We start from the raw sequence: 17944 nt of genomic DNA on the forward strand, positions 1-17944 counted from the left end.
CATGACCGTCACGCCCTCCCCGCCCACCGCCGCGCGCCGCACGCCGTACAGCTCTCCGCTGCGCTGGCTGCTGCCCATCATGCTGGTGCTGTTCTTCCTGGCGATCCTGATCTGGCTGCCGTGGCAGGCCCGCCAGATGGAGAGCAACGAGCGCCAGGAGCAGCTGATCGCCGACACGCTGTGGGTCGAACAGACCATCCGCTTCCAGCTGGGCCGCGACGAGGAAAGCCTGCGCGGCCTGGGCGCCGACATCGCCGCCGGCCGCCTGCCGCCGGAGCAGGCGCACGAACGGCTGGCGCGCTTGCTGAAGAACGGCCATGAACTGCTGCGCGTGATCTGGCTGCGGCCGGACGGCAAGCTGGCCGCCAGCAGCGATCCGCAGGCGGCGCCGGTGGAGCTGTCGGCCGCCTCCCAAGCCACGATGGAGCTGACCCGCAAGACCCGCCATCCGATGTACACGCAGCCGGAAGCGCAGACGCCCAACCAGTCGGCCGCCCCCGCCGCCGTGCTGATGGACTACCACGTGCCGCTGTTCCGCGGCGACGAATACATCGGCGACCTGGTCGCCACCTATCAAACCAGCGCGCTGCTGGAAGAGATGGTGCCGTGGTGGTTCGCGCAGGACAACCAGGTCTCGCTGATCGACCGCGACGACAAGGTGCTGGCCCGCCGCGCCGCCGCCGGCCCGGGCCACGGCGTCTACACCCACAAGCGCGCGCTGGACCTGCCGGGCGCCTCGATCACGCTGGTGACGGATAGCGTCAAGAGCGAACCGCAGCTACTGCCTAATTTGCTGGTCGGCTCGGTGATCGTGCTGTCGCTGGGATTGTTATGGAGCCTGCTGGCGTTATGGGGCCACATCTCGCGGCGGCTGGAAGCCGAAGGCGCCTTGCGCCAGCAGATGTCGTTCCGCACCGCGATGGAGAACTCGCTGGTGACAGGCCTGCGCGCGCGCGACCTCGAAGGCCGCGTCACCTACGTCAATCCGGCCTTCTGCCAGATCGTCGGCTACCCGGCCGAGGAGATCGTCGGCCTGCTGCCGCCCATGCCCTACTGGGCGCCCGAGGAGATGGCCGAATACCAGACCCGCTTCGCCTCGGTCCTGGCGGGCAAGGTCACGCCGCAGTTCGAAACCATCTTCCAGCGCCCCGACGGCGAACGTGTGCCGGTGCTGATCTTCGAAGCGCCGCTGGTCGACAAGGACGGCAAGCAGACCGGCTGGATGGGCTCCATTCTCGACATCTCGGACCGCAAGCGCATCGAGGAACTGAACCGCCAGCAGCACGAAAAGCTGCAGGCCAGCGCGCGCCTGGCGACCATGGGCGAAATCGCCTCGATGCTGGCGCATGAATTAAACCAGCCGCTGGCCGCGATCTCCAGCTACACCACCGGCGCGCTCAATGTGCTGGGCCGCGCCGAGAGCAGCGGTGCGACGATCGATTGCGGCATCCTCAAGCCGGCGCTGGAACAGGCCAGCGCGCAGGCGCAGCGGGCCGGCCAGATCATCCGCAGCGTGCACGAATTCGTCAAGAAGAGCGAACCTCAGCGGCAGGAGATCGCCATCGCCTCGCTGCTGGACGGCATCCGCGCGCTGATCGAACTGCAGGCGCGGCAAGCCTACGTCTCCTTCAACGCCAGCATCCCCGCCGACCTGCCGCCGGTGCGCGCCGACCGCGTGATGATCGAGCAGGTGCTGCTCAACCTGACCCGCAACGCCATCGAAGCGATGGCGCACATACCGCCGCAGCGGCGCATGCTCAACGTGGTGGCGGCGTATGATGCGGCCAGCGCGCAGGTCAGCGTGGCGGTGATCGACCAGGGGCACGGCATCCAGGAGGACGTGGCGCAGCGGCTGTTCTCGCCGTTCTTCTCGACCAAGGCGGAAGGCATGGGCATGGGGCTCAACATCTGCCGCACCGCGATAGAATTCCACGGCGGCTCGCTGACCTACAGCGCCAACCCGCAAGGTGGCACCATATTTACGTTCGTGCTGCCGGCGGTGCTGGCGGTCGCGGAACAGGAGACTTGAACCATGCTGCATATCGTCGATGATGAAGCAGTCGTACGCGACTCGCTGACCTGGCTCGCCACTTCGCGCGGCATTCCGTCGCGCGCCTACGACTCCGCGCCGCAGCTGCTGGCCTACACCGACGCCGGCCACTTCGACACCGACGGCGACTGCGTGCTGCTCGACGTGCGCATGCCGGACATGAACGGCGTGGCGGCCTTCGACCAGCTGTCCGCACGCGGCCTGACGCAGCGCATGCCGGTGATCTTCCTGACCGGCCACGGCGACGTGCCGATGGCGGTGGATGCGCTCAAGCGCGGCGCTTTCGATTTCTGCGAGAAGCCGTTCAACGACAACCAGTTGATGGACCGGGTGCAGGAAGCGCTGGCCAACTCGCGCCAGGCCGGCGCCATGGCGGCGGTGCACGCGCGCCTGGCCACGCTGTCGGCGCGCGAGCGCGAGGTGCTGGACCTGATCCTGGCGGGGAAGATGAACAAGGTGGTGGCCGACCAGTTGGGCATCAGCATGCGTACAGTAGAAGTCCACCGCGCCCACATCTTCGACAAGATGCAGGTCAAGACCGCCGTTGAGCTGGCGGGCCTGCTGAAATAAACGCCGCCTCACCCTGCTTGATTCCCCTCAAGCGAGCGCCTAACATGAAGTGACAAGATCGTCCCATGCTTACCTGGGATGAAAACAAGCGGCGCAAGAATTTAAAAGATCACGGCATTGACTTCGCCGATCTGGATTCGGTGTTTGATTTGCCCATGTACACAACCGAGGACCGGTCGGCGGCGTATTCGGAAAGGCGATTCCGCAGTTTTTGCTTGTTTAAAGACAGAGTTGTAGTCCTGATCTGGACTTCAAAAGATGACGATATAAGACTAATTTCTTGTCGATACGGTGACAGACGTGAAACGCGATCCTATATACAAAATGCCCCCTTTTAGCCCAGAGCAGATCGAGGCCATGATCGCTGCAGCTCCGGAGCATGTTGACGACCCGGATTGTCCCTATGACACCGACGATCCGGTCGCGTTTGAAGCATACTGGGCTAAAGCGAAAATGATTCTTCCTGGTCAGCACGAATTCCAAAGAAAGCGTAAGCAAAACCGCTAGTCATGCAGCCAACTCCCGAATGAATCACTCATCACCTCGCTTCCTTGCAGATATGGTGATCGATATGAAACACGAAAATATTTCAAAGCCGTACTTCACTCAAGAGCAAGTTGATGTCGCGATCGCTGCAACTCCGGACCATGTGGACGATCCTGATTGCCCCTGTGATCCGAACAACGAAGCGGAGGTTAGGACCTTTTGGTCAAAGGCTACAATGACATTTCCTGATAATCATCCGCGCCAAAAGGGGCCACCTTTTAGCCCCGAAGAAATAGAGACAATCGTCGCAGCGGCGCCTGACTACGTTGATGATCCGGATTGCCCTTACGACCAGACCAACGAGGCTGAGGTGATAGCGTACTGGTCAAAAGCAAAGCTTGTCATGCCGGGCGAGCACCAGTTTCAGCAAAACAAGGACAAGAAACGTAGTTGAGGACTGTCCCTAGGCATGGCAACAAACTTGTGGGCTTGGGAGTCAGCTTCGGCAACGTGCCATTTGGTGGGTTACCGAAACTGCCCCCATCCTGCACTCTCCTCATCTTGCGCCAGCCCCAGCATCAGGGAGTCTGATGACCGAACATTGGGATGCATGACAGCTGAGAACTGTGTAGGAAATTCAGACTGACTTCGCACTCTTTCATTCTCACAATCACTTACCATCCGCTGTCGTCTGTTTATGGCTTACCCGTCGGATTTGAGAGGGTTTATATCTAAATGGACCACGCTTATCGTCGAGATGGGCTTTCATTTCCTGCGTTTGCATAAGGGGATCTGCATCGATAGCTTGTTTGATTTCTGGGTTAAACACCTCAAAAATTAGATCTGGAATTACGTGTAGGTCTCTAGCCATATCGAGAAGATCGCCGGCCTTGAAATAAATCGTGCTGGTCTTTTCTTGCAAATTTTGCGTATGCGAGTCAGACGTCGAAAACCAGTTCTCCTTATTTGTCATGTCAGGCGTTGCGCCATTGTGCGCAAGTCTATCGCGGAGAAATTGAATTTCTCCTAGATGAGAAAAAATACGCTCTAACTCTCCAGTTACTTTGGGATCTGCATTTGTGACGTTTAAGAGTCTTTTGAATGAATCCCTCATTGACTTGAAGCGCATAGAACCAAGCACAGCACGAACTGCTGCCTTGCGCTGGAGAGACATTGCAGCATCCTCCTGCCCCCGGCGCTGGGCCGCTGAGTCGTGAAACCACTTGATGCGTTCTTCGTCGGATATAGGGGGCGTATAGTATTTGCTTGGAAAAACAGCCTCCTCTAACAAGTTTGAAAGAAGAATATTCAGGACGTTTTCCATTCGTGCATATTCATGAAAGAACTTACCTAGCGACAGGAAGTAGTCATCCCAGACTGCATCCGGAATGTAGGTCCTAAAGCCTCGGTCTGCATCAGGATCGATTGGTATTGTCATGGTTTCCGTTCATTGTTCTGATTGCTCTTTCAATACCCGCTGTTGGCGCAGGACCAAGGAAAACTATAACTCACATTGCTGCCGCCATCAGTTCTTGACTACTACAGACAACTCCACAATTCCGGCTAGCGAACACAAATTAAACTGCCTTCTGCGCCGCGATCCATTCGTCCACCACCTGCTCCAGCACCGGCAGCGGCACGTTGCCGGTTTCTAGCACCACATTGTGGAAGGCTTTGATCGAGAACTTGTCGCCCAGCGCTTTCTGCGCCTTGGCGCGCAGGTCGAGGATGCGCATCATGCCGATCTTGTACGCGCAGGCTTGGCCCGGCATGGCGACATACCGCTCCACTTCCGACGCCGCGATGCCGTAGTCGATGCCCTGCTGGCGCGTCCACTTCATCGCGTGCAGGCCCGTGTCCACCACCAGCCGGCGAGCGCGGAACAGTTCCGCATCCAGTTGGCCCAGATGGCCGACCACGTCGCCTTCATACCAGTTGTTCTCCGCCGCCAGCTGCTCCGCATACAAGGCCCAGCCCTCGCCATACGCCGAGCCCACAGCGAATACACGGTCCCTGCGATAGCGCGGCAGCTTGTCGTTCTCCTGCTGCAGCGCGACCTGGAAGTGGTGGCCCGGCACGCCCTCGTGATACACCAGCGTACGCATGCCGACGATGCGGAACTCAGGCCCCGGCATCGGCGCCCAGAAGATGCCCGGCCGCGTGCCATCCTTGGCCGGCCCCGTGTAATGGGCCGCAGCCGTCTTCTCGGTGAACGAAGGCTCGCGCTTGACCACCACCGGCGCCTTCGGCACCACATCGAACAGCTCCTTCGCGCGCGCCTCTGCATCGCGCAGGACGCTGTCGTAGCGCGCCAACAGCGCCGGACGCGGATCGGCTTCCTTCGGCTGCGAATCCTTCTCCAGTTGCGCCATGCGCTCCTTGATCGTGCCGGTGCTATAGCCCAGCGACGCCAGCAAACCATCCATCTCCTTCTCGATGCGCGCCACTTCCTGCAAGCCGATGTTGTGGATCTGCTCCGGCGTGTAATCGCTGGACGTCATCTGCTTGAGCAGCAGCGCGTAGGCCTTGTCGCCATTGGGCAGGCGCCACAGGCCGGCGTCGTTGGTGGTACGCGGTAGCTGCTCCTGCAGCATCGCGCGGGCGCGCTGGAATACCGGGATGATGGACTGGCCGACGATCACCTCGGCCGCCGCCGCAAACTTCGCCTGCTGTTCCGGCGACACGTCCTGCAAACTGCTCATGCGCTGCTTCAGCGTGGCGACAAACACATTGCTCTCCGGCGTGCCATCAAGGAAGCGGTCCAGCTGCCCGATCGAGGACTGCGTCAAAAAGGTCGGCATCAGGATGCCACGGCCTGCCGCGCCACGCGCCTGCATGATGCCGGTGTCCATCTTGCCGGCCACCGCCTTCAGCCGCACCAAGTAGTTCTCGACATCGCGCCGGTTACGGATCGGGTGCGCCTGCGTCAGGAAGTTCACCAGCTGCACATGCAGGCCGCCGAACTGGTTGAAGACGAAGTTGTAGTCCATGTAGGGCCACGCATCCACCGTCCCCTGCAAGTTCCAGCCTATGCTGGCGGCGCTGGCGCGCTGCTGCGGCGTCAATGCCTGCTGGTCGATCTTCGCCAACTGCGCCAATGCGGTCTTGGCCGCGGCCACTTCGCCGGCGCGGTGGACGATGGTGTTGGGCGTGAGCTTGCGGTCTAACTGGTCCTGCTCCTTGCCGCTGAAATACTGCTTCTGCGTGGCCTGCTCAGGATCGTTGCGCACCTTGGCGTTGGCGACCTTGTCGGCCCAGCTATCGAAGCTGACGCCATGCGCAGCAAGGGTGAACGACGCGCCGGCAAGCAGCGAAATGAATCTGGTTGAAGTATGCATGGACGTGGGCCTCGTGGAAGAACCGCACGAGTGTAGCGCAGTTCAAGCGTGGCAGGCCAGCGCCCATTCGACGTGCTCGCGCACCAGTTCCGACGGATGCTCGCGACGCGCCATCAACGCCGCCACGATCGCCGCATCGCCCTTGGCGCCGGCCGCCGCCGCATTGCCCAGGCCTACCGCGATATTGCGCAGCCATCGCTCATGGCCTATACGGCGTATCGGACTGCCTTCCATCTTGCGGTTGAATTCTTCCTCGGTCCACGCGAACAGTTCGACCATCGAGGCGCTGCCCAGGCCATGGCGTTCGTCGAAGTCCGGCAGCACCGCGCGCTGCGCGAACTTGTTCCATGGGCAGGCAGTCTGGCAGTCGTCGCAGCCGTAGACGCGGTTGCCGATCAGCGGCCGCATCTCCAGCGGGATCGCGCTTTTCAATTCGATGGTCAGGTAGGACACGCAACGCCGCGCATCCAGCTTGCCCGGCCCGAGGATGGCCTGGGTCGGGCAGATGTCGATGCACGCCGAGCACTGGCCGCAATGGCGGCCGGTCGGCTCGTCCACCGGCAGCGGCAGGTCGACCAGGAACTCGCCCATGAAGAACATCGAGCCGGCGGTACGCGACAGCAGCAAGGTGTGCTTGCCGCGCCATCCCAGGCCGGCCTTCTCCGCCAGCGGCAGCTCCATCACCGGCGCCGAGTCGGTGAAGACGCGGTAGCCGAAGTCGCCAATCTCCGCCTTGACCTTGTCGGCCAGCTGCTGCAGGCGGGCGCGCAGCACCTTGTGATAGTCCCTGCCCCGCGCATAGACCGAGATGACGGCCGCGCCGGGATCGGCCAGCCGCGCCGCCTCGCGCTCGCGCCAATCGTTGTCGCCGCCGGTTTCCGTGTCCCTCGGCAGATAGTTCATGCGGGCGCTGACCACGCGGATGGTGCCCGGCACCAGCTCTGCCGGACGGGCGCGCATCATGCCGTGGGTGGCCATATAGTCCATTTCACCGTGCATGCCGGCGTCCAGCCACGCCTGCAGGCCGGCCTCGGCGTGACTGAGGTCGATGTCGGTAATGCGGATTTCGGCGAAGCCCAGCTCCACACCCCAGCGCTTGATGCTGAGGGCAAGTTCGGCTAAATTGGTTTCTGACAGGGACATCGGTAGCAGGTGGCGGTTACAATGGCTGGCGATCCAACCAACACGACATTCTAATTGATGCAGCACTTCCAAGCCCATCTCCACGACGAAGCCGGCACCGCCGCCCTGGGCGCGGCCCTGGCGCGCGCCATCTCGCCCGGCCTGGTGATCTACCTGCACGGCGACCTGGGGGCCGGCAAAACCGCCCTCACCCGCGCCCTGCTGCACGCCGCCGGCCATGTGGGCACGGTCAAAAGCCCGACCTACACCTTGTCCGAACCGTATGCGATCCAGCTCGACGGCCGCAGCGTCAGCGTGATCCATTTCGACTTGTACCGCATGGGCAGCCCGGAGGAATTCCTCGACGCCGGCTTCCGTGAGGACTTCAACGGCGACAACATCTGCATCGTCGAATGGCCCGAAAAGGCCGACCGCGTGCTGCCTGCCGCCGATATCAACCTGTTCCTGACCGTGGCCGGCAACGGCCGTGATGTAGAATTGCAGGCGTCCACCGCCCTGGGTAACTCATGTCTTCAACGCCTCAAATTCGCCCCCAACATGTGAACAAGGGTGCTGTCTCGCGCCGCACCGTCCTCAAGGCCGGCGCCACACTGCTGCTTTCCGTGCTGGCCCCGGTGCGCGCCTACGCCGCGCAAATCCTGGCGGTGCGGGTATGGCCGGCGGAGGACTACACCCGCGTCACGCTGGAAAACGACGCCGCGCTCAAGGCCACGCACTTCATCGTCAAGGACCCGGAACGCATGGTGGTCGACATCGAAGGCCTGGAGCTGAATCCCACGCTCAAAAGCCTGGTCGCCAAGATCCAGTCCAACGATCCGTACATCAAGCAGGTGCGCGTGGGCCAGAACCGGCCCAACGTGGTGCGCCTGGTGTTCGACCTGAAGGAAGAAATCAAGCCGCAGGTGTTCACGCTGGCCCCGGCCGGCAACTACAAACACCGTTTGATCTTCGACCTGTATCCGGTCAAGGCGGCCGATCCGATCGCCGCGATGATCGAAAAAGGCGACTGGTCGGGCGACGGCAAGACGCCGCCGTCCAGCGCGGCCGCCGCCGGCAGCGCGCCGAAAGGCGATATGCCGCCGCTCAAACCGGGCGAGGCGCAGGCGGCGGCACAAGCCCCGCAAACGCCGCAGGCGCAGCTGGAAGCGCTCAAGCCGGACACCAAGGCCGATCCGCGCGCGGAACTGAAGAACGAACTGAAAACGGCCGAGGCCCAGACCCGCGCCGCCGAAAAGGTCGACAAGAACGGCAAGCTGGTACGCATGCTGACCGTGGTGCTGGACCCCGGCCACGGCGGCGAAGACCCCGGCGCATCGGGCAAGAACGGCAGCCGCGAGAAGGATATCGTGCTCTCCATCGCCAAGCGCCTGAAGGCCAGGATCGAGGAATTCCCGAATATGCGCGTGATGCTCACGCGTGACGGCGACTACTTCGTACCGCTCGGCACCCGCGTGGAAAAAGCCCGCAAGGTGCAGGCCGACCTGTTCGTCTCCATCCACGCCGACGCCTTCGTGCAGCCCACCGCGCGCGGCTCGTCGGTGTTCGTGCTGTCGGAAAAAGGCGCCAGCTCGACGGCGGCGCGCTGGCTGGCGGACAAGGAAAACCTGGCCGACACCATCGGCGGCGTCAACGTCAAGACCCAGGACCGGCAACTGGCCAGCGTGCTGCTGGACCTGTCAACCACCGCGCAGATCAACGATTCCCTCAGGCTGGGCAAGTCGGTGCTGGGCGAGATCGGCGGCATCAACCGCCTGCACAAAGGCTCGGTCGAGCAGGCCGGCTTCGCGGTGCTAAAGGCGCCGGACATTCCGTCGATCCTGATCGAAACCGCCTTCATCTCCAACCCGGAAGAGGAAGCCAAGCTGCTCGACGACGGCTACCAGAACCAATTGGCCGATGCCATCGTCAAAGGCATACGGCGTTATTTCGCAAAAAACCCACCGCTGGCAAAGAACCGGCTGACTTAAACAAACGGGAGAGACATGGCTGTAGTAACGACGACGGAATACGGCGCACTGCCGGCAATTCAAATCACGGCGGCCGACGGCAGCCAGGCGACGGTATCGCTGTTCGGCGCCCACCTGCTATCGTGGAAGACCGGCGACGGCAAGGAGCGCATGTTCGTCAGCGCGCAGACGCCGCTGGACGGCAGCAAGGCCATACGCGGCGGCGTGCCGGTGATCTTCCCGCAGTTTAATGTGCGCGGCCCCGGCCTGCGCCACGGCTTCGCCCGCGTCAGTACCTGGCACCTGACCGCCAGCGGCGGCGACGGCGGCCAGTCCTTCCTCGAATTCAGCCTGAATCAAAACGACCTGGCGCCGGACCACGCGCAAGCCTGGCCGCACGCCTTCGAACTGACGCTGCGCTTCACGCTGCACGGCGACTCGATCGACGCGCGCTTCACCGTGCATAACACCGGAGCGCAAGCCTTCCCGTTCGGCGTGGCGCTGCACACCTACTACGATGTGGGTCACCTGGCCGCGACCAGCATCAGCGGCCTGCAGCACGTGCGCTACACCGATCATCACCAGAACACGCGGGAGCAGGAACATCCGGCGCTGCACTTCACCGAAAAGCACGACCGCATGTACCAGTCCACGCCGGCGCTGACGCTGAACACGGCCAATGCCACGCTGCGCCTGGAGCAGCATGGCTACGATAACTGGGTGGTGTGGAATCCGGGCGAGGATGATGCCAAGGCGCTGGTGGACCTGGCGGATGAGGAGTATCTGCGCTTCGTCTGCATCGAACCGGCGCGCATCGACCAGCAGCAGCTGGATGCCGGCGCCACCTGGACCGGCAGCCACCGCATCACAGCGGACTAGTTAGATTCTTTGACGATCCGGCCGGAACCCGGCTGGATCGGCCGCGCGTTCAGTGGATAGAGGCGGCTGAACAGCGCCATCTGCGCCGGCGAGGCTTGCACCGGCTCTTTCATCACCAGCCACAGCACGCCCTCGGTGCACGGCGGCGTGGTCAGGGAGCCCATGAAGGTGAAGTAGTCGCGGCGCGCCGGGATCAGGTCCAGCGGATCGAGCACGGTCGATGGCGCCAGCGTTTCCAGCTTCTCCAGCGGCAGGTTGTTCCACACCGTCTGGATCACCGGCTGCGGCTTGCCTCGCTCCAGCAGCAGCGCCAGCACGGCCAGCTTGCCTTCGCCGTCCTTGTGCACCAGGTGCACCACCATCTCATAACCCTTGCCGTTGACGCGCTCTTCCGACGGACGGTGGAAGTGGAACTGGATCAGCTCATACATCCGGTTGTTCACCGTCAGGAAATTGCCGCCGCTGAGCATGACCTGCACCGTGTGGCCGTTGTCGGTGACGTTGAACGAGGATGGGTGATAGTCGAAGGTGATCTGCTCCAGCTCCACCTTCATGCCGTCGCGGATATCGATCGGCGACTGGCGGTTGCCGGTGCTGCACTTGGACCATTCAGGATTGATCTTGCCCCAGTTGGCCGGGCCGTTCTCGCCCTCGTACGACCAGTGGTTGCTGTACACCTTGGGCGCAGGCGGCGTGGCGGCGGCGACCTTCTTGGCCTTGGCCGCAGCGGCCGCGCGGGCCTGCTGGTTGGCCCGCATGATGGCCAGGCGGGCCGCGATCTTGGCCGACAGGTCGGCTTCCGCCTCGGCTTCGCGTTCGCGCTCGGTCAGCTTGCGGGTCGGGGAGGAGGAAGAAGCGGATGCCGAAGCGCTGGAAGAACCAGGGCTGCTCGGACGGATGGACGCGATCGACCCCGTGCCAGCACCCGCCACCGCCGATTTCGTCGATGGCGAAATCAGCGGGTCGTTTGCAGCGCTGGCGGCCGTGATGGCGCAGCAGCAGGCAATGAGGGTGAGGAGAGTACGCATGGATATCCAGAAGGTAAGAATTACATACTGGTATACGGATGCATTTGGGCAAAACTTGAGCGGACTCGGCCTCGCAGACGGTATTTATTTGCGTTTCAGCACTCTTAGCGGCCCAGCATGCGGCGCGACAGCTTCCACATGCCGCCCAGCGCCATCGGCACCACGGCCACGCCGACGCCGACCAGGACGATCTCGGTCAGGTGTTCGCGGACGATGGCGATATTGCCGAAGAAGTAGCCAGCCGTGGTCAGCAGTACCACCCACAGCACGGCGCCGGTGATGTTGTACATCTGGAAGCGGGCATGGGTCATGTCCGACACGCCGGCCACGAACGGGGCGAAGGTACGCACCACCGGCACGAAGCGCGCCAGCACGATGGTCTTGCCGCCGTGTTTTTCAAAGAATTCGTGGGTGCGGCGCAGCGCGTCCTTGTTGAGCCAGCGGTAGTCGTGGGTGAACACGCGCTGCCCGATGGCCTCGCCTATCCAATAGTTGAGCGTGTTGCCCGTGACGGCGGCCGTAATCAGCAGCAGCATCAGCAGGGCCAGATTCATTTCGCCCAGCGCGCACAGGGCGCCGGCAATGAACAGCAGCGTGTCGCCAGGGAAGAAGAACAGCACCACCAGGCCGGTTTCGCAGAAGATGATCGCGAACAGCACGGCGTAGACCAAGGTTCCGTATTGCTGAATCAGCACTTCCAGTGTTTTGTCGACATGAAGGATCATGTCAAAAAATTGCATAAAATCCATATTCTTCCCATAAAGTCTGCGCCGGAATCATACACCACCCCGGCCCCGGTGGCAGAAGTTTCCAGACCTCCGATAACCATTTACAATCGCCCGACCGCCCGCAACAAGCGGATGCGACCAACCAAGGAGATAATGGATGTCCCAGACCCACCTGTTCCGCGCTCTTCCCCTCTCCGCCCTGGCGATCAGCCTGGCCACGCTGGCGCAAGCCGGCGACCTGCCGGTGCGCCCCAGCGCCGGCGAAGTCGTCAAGCAGTCCAAGCCCTCCGACTGGCGCCCGCTGGACCCGAACAACACCCTGTACATGGAGCTGCCGACCGGCCGCGTGGTGATCGAGCTGGCGCCGGACTTCGCGCCGCAGAATATCGCCAACATCAAGACCCTGGTCAAGGAGCGCTATTTCGACGGCCTGTCCATGCTGCGCTCGCAGGATAACTATGTGGCGCAATGGGGCGATCCGGACGCCGAGGGCGCATCGCCCAAGCCGCAGGGTTCGGCCAAGGCCAAGGTGGTGGGCGAGTTCACGGTGCCGATGAAGAACGACAAGCACTTCGTGCGCCAGCTCGACATCGACGGCTATGCCCCGCAGATCGGCCATTCCAACGGTTTCCCGGTGGGGCGCGATCCCAAGGCCGGCACCACCTGGCTGACGCACTGCTACGGCATGGTCGGCGTGGGCCGCAACAACGATACCGACAGCGGCAACGGCGCCGAGCTGTATGCCGTCAACGGCCACGCGCCGCGCCATCTGGACCGCAATATCACGGTAGTGGGCCGGGTGGTGTGGGGCATGCCGCTGCTGGCTACCCTGCCGCGCGGCGGCGAGACCATGGGCTTCTATGGCACCGGCGAGTCGCGCATGCAGATCAAATCGGTGCGGCTGGAGGCGGACGTGCCGGAGGCGGAACGCAGCCACCTGGAAGTGATGCGCAGCGAAGCGCCTATTTATCAGGCCGTGATCGACGCGTCGCGCAACCGTGGCGGTCCGTGGAACAAATTCACGCCCAAGTACGTTGAACTGTGCAACGCACAGATTCCCGTGCGCGTGCATCCGAAAGACTAAGCCCGGCGGGGGATCGGGCGCGGCGAACAGTTATAATCTCGTGATGAACGCGCCCGACACTTCCCCCCGCACTCCCCGCCCCATCCAGGCCCTGCCTGACCAGCTGATTTCGCAGATCGCCGCCGGCGAGGTGGTCGAACGGCCGTCCGCCGTGGTCAAGGAACTGCTGGAGAACGCGCTCGACGCCGGCTCCACGCAGATCACCGTGCGGCTGGAGGAAGGCGGCGTCAAACGCATCGCCATCACCGACAACGGCCGTGGCATCCCGCCCGAGCAGATGCCGCTCGCACTGGCCCGCCACGCCACCTCCAAGATCGCCTCGCTGGACGACCTGGAAAACGTCGGCACGCTGGGCTTCCGTGGCGAGGCGCTGGCATCGATCGCCTCGGTGGCAGCCGTCACGCTGACCTCGCGCACCGCAGACGCCGCCCATGCTTGGGAAATCGTCGGCTCGCACAACGGCGCGGTGGTGCCGTCTTCCGGCGCCCAGGGCACCACGGTCGACGTGCAGGATCTGTACTTCAACACGCCGGCCCGCCGCAAGTTCCTCAAATCCGAGCAGACCGAATTCGGCCACTGCGCCGAAGTCGTGCGCCGCATCGCGCTGGCGCGGCCGGATGTGTCGTTCTCGCTGAGCCACAACGGCCGCACCATCGACCACTGGAACGTCAGCGAGATGGCCAAGCGCAGCGCCCACATCCTCGGCGACGGTTTCGCCGAAGCGCGCCTGCCGATCGACGAAAGCGCCGGCCCGCTGCGCCTGCACGGCTACGTTGGCCTGCCGACCGCCTCCAAGGCGCGCGCCGACGGCCAGTTCTTCTACGTGAACGGCCGCTTCGTGCGCGACAAGGTGCTGGTGCATGCCGTCAAGGCGGCCTACCAGGACGTGCTGCACGGCGACCGCTTCCCTTCTTATGTGCTGGCGCTCGATCTCGATCCGGCGCTGGTGGACGTCAACGTGCACCCGTCGAAGATCGAAGTGCGCTTCCGCGACAGCCGCGCCGTGCACCAGTTTGTGTTCCACGCGGTGCAGCGCGCGCTGGCGCAGACTTCGGCCACGTCGCACGGCAGCGTGCCGTCGCCGCTGCCTGCGGCCGAAAGCCTGGGCAGCTCGACCTGGCGCGGCGAGCAGACCTCGTTCGGCCCATTGCTGGCGCCAGACTATGCTCCGACTTTCTCGCCGTCGCCATTCGGCTCGCGTGATGGTGGCGCAAGCGGCACAGGCGCAGGTTTCGGCGCACCGCGCTTCGGCGGCAGCGAAGGCGGCGTCGCGCAGAGCACCGAACGATACGGCGCCCTGTTCGGCGGCTCCGGCCCCGTCACCGGCTACCGCGCAGAATCGGACATGGCACTGCCGCAGGCCAGCCCGTTCACCGTCTCGGCGGCGGCGATGGCGCAGGAAGAATTCCCGCTCGGCTTCGCGCTGGCGCAACTGCACGGCATCTACATCCTGGCGCAGAACAACAAGGGCCTGGTGCTGGTGGACATGCACGCCGCGCACGAGCGCATCCTGTACGAACAATTGAAGACCGCCCTGGACAGCCGCGTCGCCGGCGAAGAGATGCAGGTACAGCCGCTGCTGATCCCCGTCACCTTCTACGCCGACGCGATCGAAGTCGGCACCGCCTCAGAACACCAGGAGACCTTGCAGGCATTGGGCTTCGACATCGCCACGCTGTCGCCGACCACGCTGGCGGTACGCTCGGTGCCGGTGCTGCTGAAGAACGCCGACGCCCAGACGCTGGCGCGCGACGTGCTGCGCGACGTGCGCGAATTCGGCGGCTCGCGGGTGCTGATCGAGCGCCAGAACGAGCTGCTCGGCACACTGGCCTGCCACACGGCGGTGCGCGCCAACCGCATCCTGTCGACACAGGAGATGAACGCCCTGCTGCGCCAGATGGAAATCACCGAACGCGCCGACCAGTGCAACCACGGCCGCCCGACCTGGGTGCAGGTGGAAATCGGCGCGCTCGACAAGCTGTTCCTGCGTGGCCAATAAGATGAGTACTCACGCTTCAAAACCGCTGGCGGTCGCCATCATGGGACCGACGGCATCGGGCAAGACCGCATCCGCGCTGGCGATCGCGCAGCGCATTCCGTCGGAGATCATCTCGGTCGATTCCGCGCTGGTGTATCGCGGCATGGACATCGGCACCGCCAAGCCCACACGCGAAGAGCGCGCCGCCGCGCCGCACCACCTGATAGACATCATCGATCCGCTGGACTCGTACTCGGTGGCGCAGTTCCGCACCGATACGCTGCGGCTGGTGAACGACATCGTCGCGCGCGGCAAACTGCCGCTGCTGGTGGGCGGCACCATGTTGTACTTCAAGGGACTGGCCGACGGCCTGGACGACCTGCCCGGCGCCGATCCCGCATTGCGCGCCGAACTGGAAGATGAAGCGGCCCGCATCGGCTGGCCGGCCATGCACGCCAAGCTGGCATTGCTCGATCCCGAAACCGCCGCCCGCCTGGCGCCGGCGGATGCGCAGCGCATCCAGCGCGCGCTGGAGATCTGCACGCTGAGCGGCAAGCCCATGTCCGAGCTGCTGGCCTTGAAGGAAAAGACCGAGCTGCCGTTCGAGCTGCTGTCGTTCGCGCTGGAGCCGTCGGATCGCGCCGTGCTGCATGAGCGCATCGCGCGCCGTTTCGACATCATGCTCGAAGAAACGCCGGACGGGAATCTGATCACCGAAGTGGAAGTGCTGCGCCGCCGTGGCGACCTGCATCCCGGCCTGCCGTCGATGCGCTGCGTCGGCTACCGGCAGGCGTGGGAATACCTGGACGGCACCATCGACTACAAGACCATGCGCGAGACCGGCATCATCGCCACCCGCCAGCTGGCCAAGCGCCAACTGACGTGGCTGCGCTCGATGCCGGAACGCGTAGTGCTCGACTGCCTGGGCGGCGACCCGGCCAGCGCCATGCTGGCGCAGATCGCAGACAAGCGCCGTCGTTAAAAATATGCCAAGCTTTTGGTGCTGCGCTTCAAATTTTTAAAAAAAGTTTGGATCGAGCGTTGACAGCTTAGGCTCCAACCCCCATAATGCTGGGCGTTGCAGGTGATATAGCTCAGTTGGTTAGAGCACAGCATTCATAATGCTGGGGTCGGTGGTTCAAGTCCACCTATCACCACCAAAGAATTCTACACATAATCAAAGGCCAGACTCACACCGAGTCCGGCCTTTTGTGTTTCTAGTCTCCGACACGCGCATAGCTGATAACGTGATGCGCCAGCAGCTCTCCCCGCTCGTTGGAACATTCGGCCGTGCCGTAGACGGTGCGCTTGCCAAGCTTCAGAATCCGCGCCACACACACCACATCCTCTTGCCGCGCGCTGCGCAGGAATGCCGTCTTCATGTCCGTCGTCACCCAATGCTCGCCGGTGCCGCGCTGGGTCATGATGGCCAGCCACATCGAAACGTCGGCAGCGCCCATGATGGTCATGCCGCTGACGATGCCGCCCGGCCGTTCCAGGCTGGCGCTGAAGGGAACGATCAGCGTGCACTGCCCCGGCTCGCACGAGCGCACGGAAAACCCATACGGCGCCAGGAAGGCCGATTCCGCCAGGACCACGTTCAACTGCTCAACCGATGCAAGCATCGGGGTTGCGTTCGTCATGCAAACTCCTTTCGAATCTCGGCATCGGGGAATGACAGTTGATGTCAGCGCCGCGCCGAAGGCGGCACCGACTCCCAGCGTTTGAAAGCACGGCGGAAATTGGCGACATCGCTGTAGCCCAGCGCGTAGCTGACCTCCTGCACGCTCAGCCGGCCGGCGCGCAGGTATTCCAGCGCCAGCATGCGGCGCACCTGTTCCAGTATCTGTTTATACGAAGTGCCCTCTTCCAGCAGCCGACGGTGCAGCGTGCGCGGCGTCATGCACAGCAGCCGCGCCGTCAATTGCAGCGACGGGAAGCTGCTGCGCTGCTCCAGCATCAGCCGCTGTACGCGCGCGCCCAGCGACACTTGCGCCGCCAGCTTGTCCAGCTCCCGCTGGCAGATCTGCACCGCGTGCGCCAGCGTGGCCGGATCGCCCATCCGCAGCGGCACGTCGATGGCCGCCAGCGGCAGCACCATGCCGGTCCAGTCCTGGCCCTCGCGCACCTCGCAGCGAAACAGCTCCCGCGCCAGCGCCGCATCGGACGACGCGGCAAAGCTGAAGGCCACGCTGCGGCATTGCGACGGTCCACGCGGAATACAGTCCAACACATTTTTGAATGCCAGCAGCGCCGCCTCCAGCACCGGCCGCGCGATATCGCCCAGCGGTATGCGCTCGTGCAGGCGCACGCGGAACTCGTCGCCCCGCTGTTCGAAGTCGATGGCGAGCATCGTCGTACGCAGCATGAAGAAGCGCTCCAGCAGCTCCAAAGCCTGACGCAGCGTGCCACAGTTCATGGCGGCGTAACCGAGGATGCCGTGCGTGTGCTCGCGCATGCGGTCGCCCACCAGCAGTCCCATGGCCGGCTCGCCGGTCAGCTCGACCGAATCGAGCACCAGTTGGCGGAACACGGGGAACGACACCGCCAGTTCGCCGTCGTCCAGCTGCTCCGCGCGCAGGCCGCTGCGCGCCAGCCAGTCGCCTGCGTCGCCGCCCATGCTGCTGATTTGTTCGGCGATCTGGCGCAGGTAACTGCTTGCCAGCGTGTGGTCGTTAGCCTGCATGGGGAGCCCCGGATTGAGTGCTATCGAT

Annotated in this window: 18 protein-coding genes and 1 tRNA gene; 12 read left to right on the top strand and 7 right to left on the bottom strand. The window is 63.5% G+C overall.

The window, feature by feature from the left end; all coding sequences use genetic code 11:
* The first annotated feature begins 1 nt into the window (after window position 1).
* From GEV01_RS17285 to GEV01_RS17300, 5 genes are all read left to right on the top strand, one after another.
* Window positions 2–2029 (top strand): PAS domain S-box protein, encoded by a 2028-nt coding sequence (locus tag GEV01_RS17285; protein WP_152806636.1) that lies wholly within the window; start codon window positions 2–4, stop codon window positions 2027–2029.
* A gap of 3 nt (window positions 2030–2032) precedes the next feature.
* The gene (locus GEV01_RS17290) at window positions 2033–2620 is read left to right on the top strand and encodes a response regulator transcription factor (RefSeq protein WP_152806638.1); all 588 of its coding nucleotides are present in this window, start codon (window positions 2033–2035) and stop codon (window positions 2618–2620) included.
* Between the two features lie 65 nt (window positions 2621–2685).
* Complete coding sequence (locus tag GEV01_RS31535; protein WP_152806640.1) at window positions 2686–2958, top strand: BrnT family toxin; 273 nt, start codon at window positions 2686–2688, stop codon at window positions 2956–2958.
* The gene (locus GEV01_RS30765; protein ID WP_175023073.1) at window positions 2921–3127 is read left to right on the top strand and encodes a hypothetical protein; all 207 of its coding nucleotides are present in this window, start codon (window positions 2921–2923) and stop codon (window positions 3125–3127) included. Before GEV01_RS31535 ends, GEV01_RS30765 begins: the two co-directional genes overlap by 38 nt.
* A 64-nt stretch (window positions 3128–3191) precedes the next feature.
* Window positions 3192–3560 carry a hypothetical protein gene (locus GEV01_RS17300; protein ID WP_152806642.1) on the top strand — a complete coding sequence of 123 codons (369 nt, stop codon included), beginning with the start codon at window positions 3192–3194 and terminating at the stop codon, window positions 3558–3560.
* 216 nt (window positions 3561–3776) lie between these two features.
* On the opposite strand, the gene GEV01_RS17305 is transcribed toward GEV01_RS17300, so the two are convergent.
* The 3 genes from GEV01_RS17305 to queG all read right to left on the bottom strand — a co-directional run bounded on the left by GEV01_RS17305 (window position 3777) and on the right by queG (window position 7587).
* On the bottom strand, window positions 3777–4544 hold the full coding sequence (locus GEV01_RS17305; protein WP_152806644.1) for a hypothetical protein: 768 nt from the start codon (window positions 4542–4544) through the stop codon (window positions 3777–3779).
* 139 nt (window positions 4545–4683) lie between these two features.
* Window positions 4684–6444, bottom strand: coding sequence for a DUF885 domain-containing protein (locus tag GEV01_RS17310; RefSeq protein ID WP_152806646.1), 1761 nt, complete (start codon window positions 6442–6444; stop codon window positions 4684–4686).
* Between the two features lie 42 nt (window positions 6445–6486).
* Window positions 6487–7587 carry a tRNA epoxyqueuosine(34) reductase QueG gene (gene queG / locus GEV01_RS17315; protein WP_152806648.1) on the bottom strand — a complete coding sequence of 367 codons (1101 nt, stop codon included), beginning with the start codon at window positions 7585–7587 and terminating at the stop codon, window positions 6487–6489.
* 57 nt (window positions 7588–7644) lie between these two features.
* Between queG and tsaE the strand changes: the two genes are divergently transcribed.
* Genes tsaE through GEV01_RS17330 form a run of 3 tightly spaced genes read left to right on the top strand, consistent with a single transcriptional unit; the run spans window position 7645 to window position 10412 of the window.
* On the top strand, window positions 7645–8130 hold the full coding sequence (gene tsaE / locus GEV01_RS17320) for a tRNA (adenosine(37)-N6)-threonylcarbamoyltransferase complex ATPase subunit type 1 TsaE (protein WP_008451921.1): 486 nt from the start codon (window positions 7645–7647) through the stop codon (window positions 8128–8130).
* Complete coding sequence (locus tag GEV01_RS17325; protein ID WP_152806650.1) at window positions 8094–9554, top strand: N-acetylmuramoyl-L-alanine amidase; 1461 nt, start codon at window positions 8094–8096, stop codon at window positions 9552–9554. The genes tsaE and GEV01_RS17325 overlap by 37 nt, the downstream gene beginning before the upstream one ends.
* A 15-nt stretch (window positions 9555–9569) precedes the next feature.
* Complete coding sequence (locus tag GEV01_RS17330) at window positions 9570–10412, top strand: D-hexose-6-phosphate mutarotase (protein WP_152806652.1); 843 nt, start codon at window positions 9570–9572, stop codon at window positions 10410–10412.
* On the opposite strand, the gene GEV01_RS17335 is transcribed toward GEV01_RS17330, so the two are convergent.
* Window positions 10409–11440, bottom strand: a complete 1032-nt coding sequence (locus GEV01_RS17335; protein WP_152806654.1) for a carbonic anhydrase — start codon at window positions 11438–11440, stop codon at window positions 10409–10411. The genes GEV01_RS17330 and GEV01_RS17335 overlap by 4 nt on opposite strands.
* 104 nt (window positions 11441–11544) lie before the next feature.
* Window positions 11545–12189, bottom strand: coding sequence for a VTT domain-containing protein (locus tag GEV01_RS17340; protein WP_152806656.1), 645 nt, complete (start codon window positions 12187–12189; stop codon window positions 11545–11547).
* A gap of 136 nt (window positions 12190–12325) precedes the next feature.
* Between GEV01_RS17340 and GEV01_RS17345 the strand changes: the two genes are divergently transcribed.
* The 4 genes from GEV01_RS17345 (at window position 12326) to GEV01_RS17360 (ending at window position 16390) form a co-directional block, all read left to right on the top strand.
* Complete coding sequence (locus tag GEV01_RS17345; protein ID WP_152806658.1) at window positions 12326–13252, top strand: peptidylprolyl isomerase; 927 nt, start codon at window positions 12326–12328, stop codon at window positions 13250–13252.
* 43 nt (window positions 13253–13295) lie between these two features.
* Complete coding sequence (gene mutL, locus GEV01_RS17350; protein ID WP_152806661.1) at window positions 13296–15251, top strand: DNA mismatch repair endonuclease MutL; 1956 nt, start codon at window positions 13296–13298, stop codon at window positions 15249–15251.
* Between the two features lies 1 nt (window position 15252).
* Window positions 15253–16212: a tRNA (adenosine(37)-N6)-dimethylallyltransferase MiaA gene (gene miaA / locus GEV01_RS17355; RefSeq protein ID WP_152806663.1), complete on the top strand. Its 960-nt coding sequence runs from the start codon at window positions 15253–15255 to the stop codon at window positions 16210–16212.
* A 101-nt stretch (window positions 16213–16313) separates the two neighbouring features.
* Window positions 16314–16390: transfer RNA gene (locus tag GEV01_RS17360), tRNA-Met, on the top strand.
* A gap of 57 nt (window positions 16391–16447) precedes the next feature.
* Here GEV01_RS17360 and GEV01_RS17365 read toward each other — a convergent pair.
* Both GEV01_RS17365 and GEV01_RS17370 read right to left on the bottom strand, forming a co-directional pair.
* Complete coding sequence (locus GEV01_RS17365; RefSeq protein WP_152806666.1) at window positions 16448–16873, bottom strand: PaaI family thioesterase; 426 nt, start codon at window positions 16871–16873, stop codon at window positions 16448–16450.
* Between the two features lie 44 nt (window positions 16874–16917).
* Complete coding sequence (locus tag GEV01_RS17370; protein ID WP_152806668.1) at window positions 16918–17916, bottom strand: AraC family transcriptional regulator; 999 nt, start codon at window positions 17914–17916, stop codon at window positions 16918–16920.
* Window positions 17917–17944 lie beyond the last annotated feature (28 nt).

Origin of the sequence: Rugamonas rivuli (assembly GCF_009380165.1) — a bacterium.
GTDB classification, from domain to species: domain Bacteria; phylum Pseudomonadota; class Gammaproteobacteria; order Burkholderiales; family Burkholderiaceae_D; genus Rugamonas; species Rugamonas rivuli.

Coding starts and splice junctions, on each gene's coding strand:
- GEV01_RS17285 (WP_152806636.1), top strand. CDS start 2: ATGACCGTCACGCCCTCCCCGCCCACCGCCGCGCGCCGCACGCCGTAC.
- GEV01_RS17290 (WP_152806638.1), top strand. CDS start 2,033: ATGCTGCATATCGTCGATGATGAAGCAGTCGTACGCGACTCGCTGACC.
- GEV01_RS31535 (WP_152806640.1), top strand. CDS start 2,686: ATGCTTACCTGGGATGAAAACAAGCGGCGCAAGAATTTAAAAGATCAC.
- GEV01_RS17300 (WP_152806642.1), top strand. CDS start 3,192: ATGAAACACGAAAATATTTCAAAGCCGTACTTCACTCAAGAGCAAGTT.
- GEV01_RS17305 (WP_152806644.1), bottom strand. CDS start 4,544: ATGACAATACCAATCGATCCTGATGCAGACCGAGGCTTTAGGACCTAC.
- GEV01_RS17310 (WP_152806646.1), bottom strand. CDS start 6,444: ATGCATACTTCAACCAGATTCATTTCGCTGCTTGCCGGCGCGTCGTTC.
- queG (WP_152806648.1), bottom strand. CDS start 7,587: ATGTCCCTGTCAGAAACCAATTTAGCCGAACTTGCCCTCAGCATCAAG.
- tsaE (WP_008451921.1), top strand. CDS start 7,645: ATGCAGCACTTCCAAGCCCATCTCCACGACGAAGCCGGCACCGCCGCC.
- GEV01_RS17325 (WP_152806650.1), top strand. CDS start 8,094: ATGTCTTCAACGCCTCAAATTCGCCCCCAACATGTGAACAAGGGTGCT.
- GEV01_RS17330 (WP_152806652.1), top strand. CDS start 9,570: ATGGCTGTAGTAACGACGACGGAATACGGCGCACTGCCGGCAATTCAA.
- GEV01_RS17335 (WP_152806654.1), bottom strand. CDS start 11,440: ATGCGTACTCTCCTCACCCTCATTGCCTGCTGCTGCGCCATCACGGCC.
- GEV01_RS17340 (WP_152806656.1), bottom strand. CDS start 12,189: ATGGATTTTATGCAATTTTTTGACATGATCCTTCATGTCGACAAAACA.
- GEV01_RS17345 (WP_152806658.1), top strand. CDS start 12,326: ATGTCCCAGACCCACCTGTTCCGCGCTCTTCCCCTCTCCGCCCTGGCG.
- mutL (WP_152806661.1), top strand. CDS start 13,296: ATGAACGCGCCCGACACTTCCCCCCGCACTCCCCGCCCCATCCAGGCC.
- miaA (WP_152806663.1), top strand. CDS start 15,253: ATGAGTACTCACGCTTCAAAACCGCTGGCGGTCGCCATCATGGGACCG.
- GEV01_RS17365 (WP_152806666.1), bottom strand. CDS start 16,873: ATGACGAACGCAACCCCGATGCTTGCATCGGTTGAGCAGTTGAACGTG.
- GEV01_RS17370 (WP_152806668.1), bottom strand. CDS start 17,916: ATGCAGGCTAACGACCACACGCTGGCAAGCAGTTACCTGCGCCAGATC.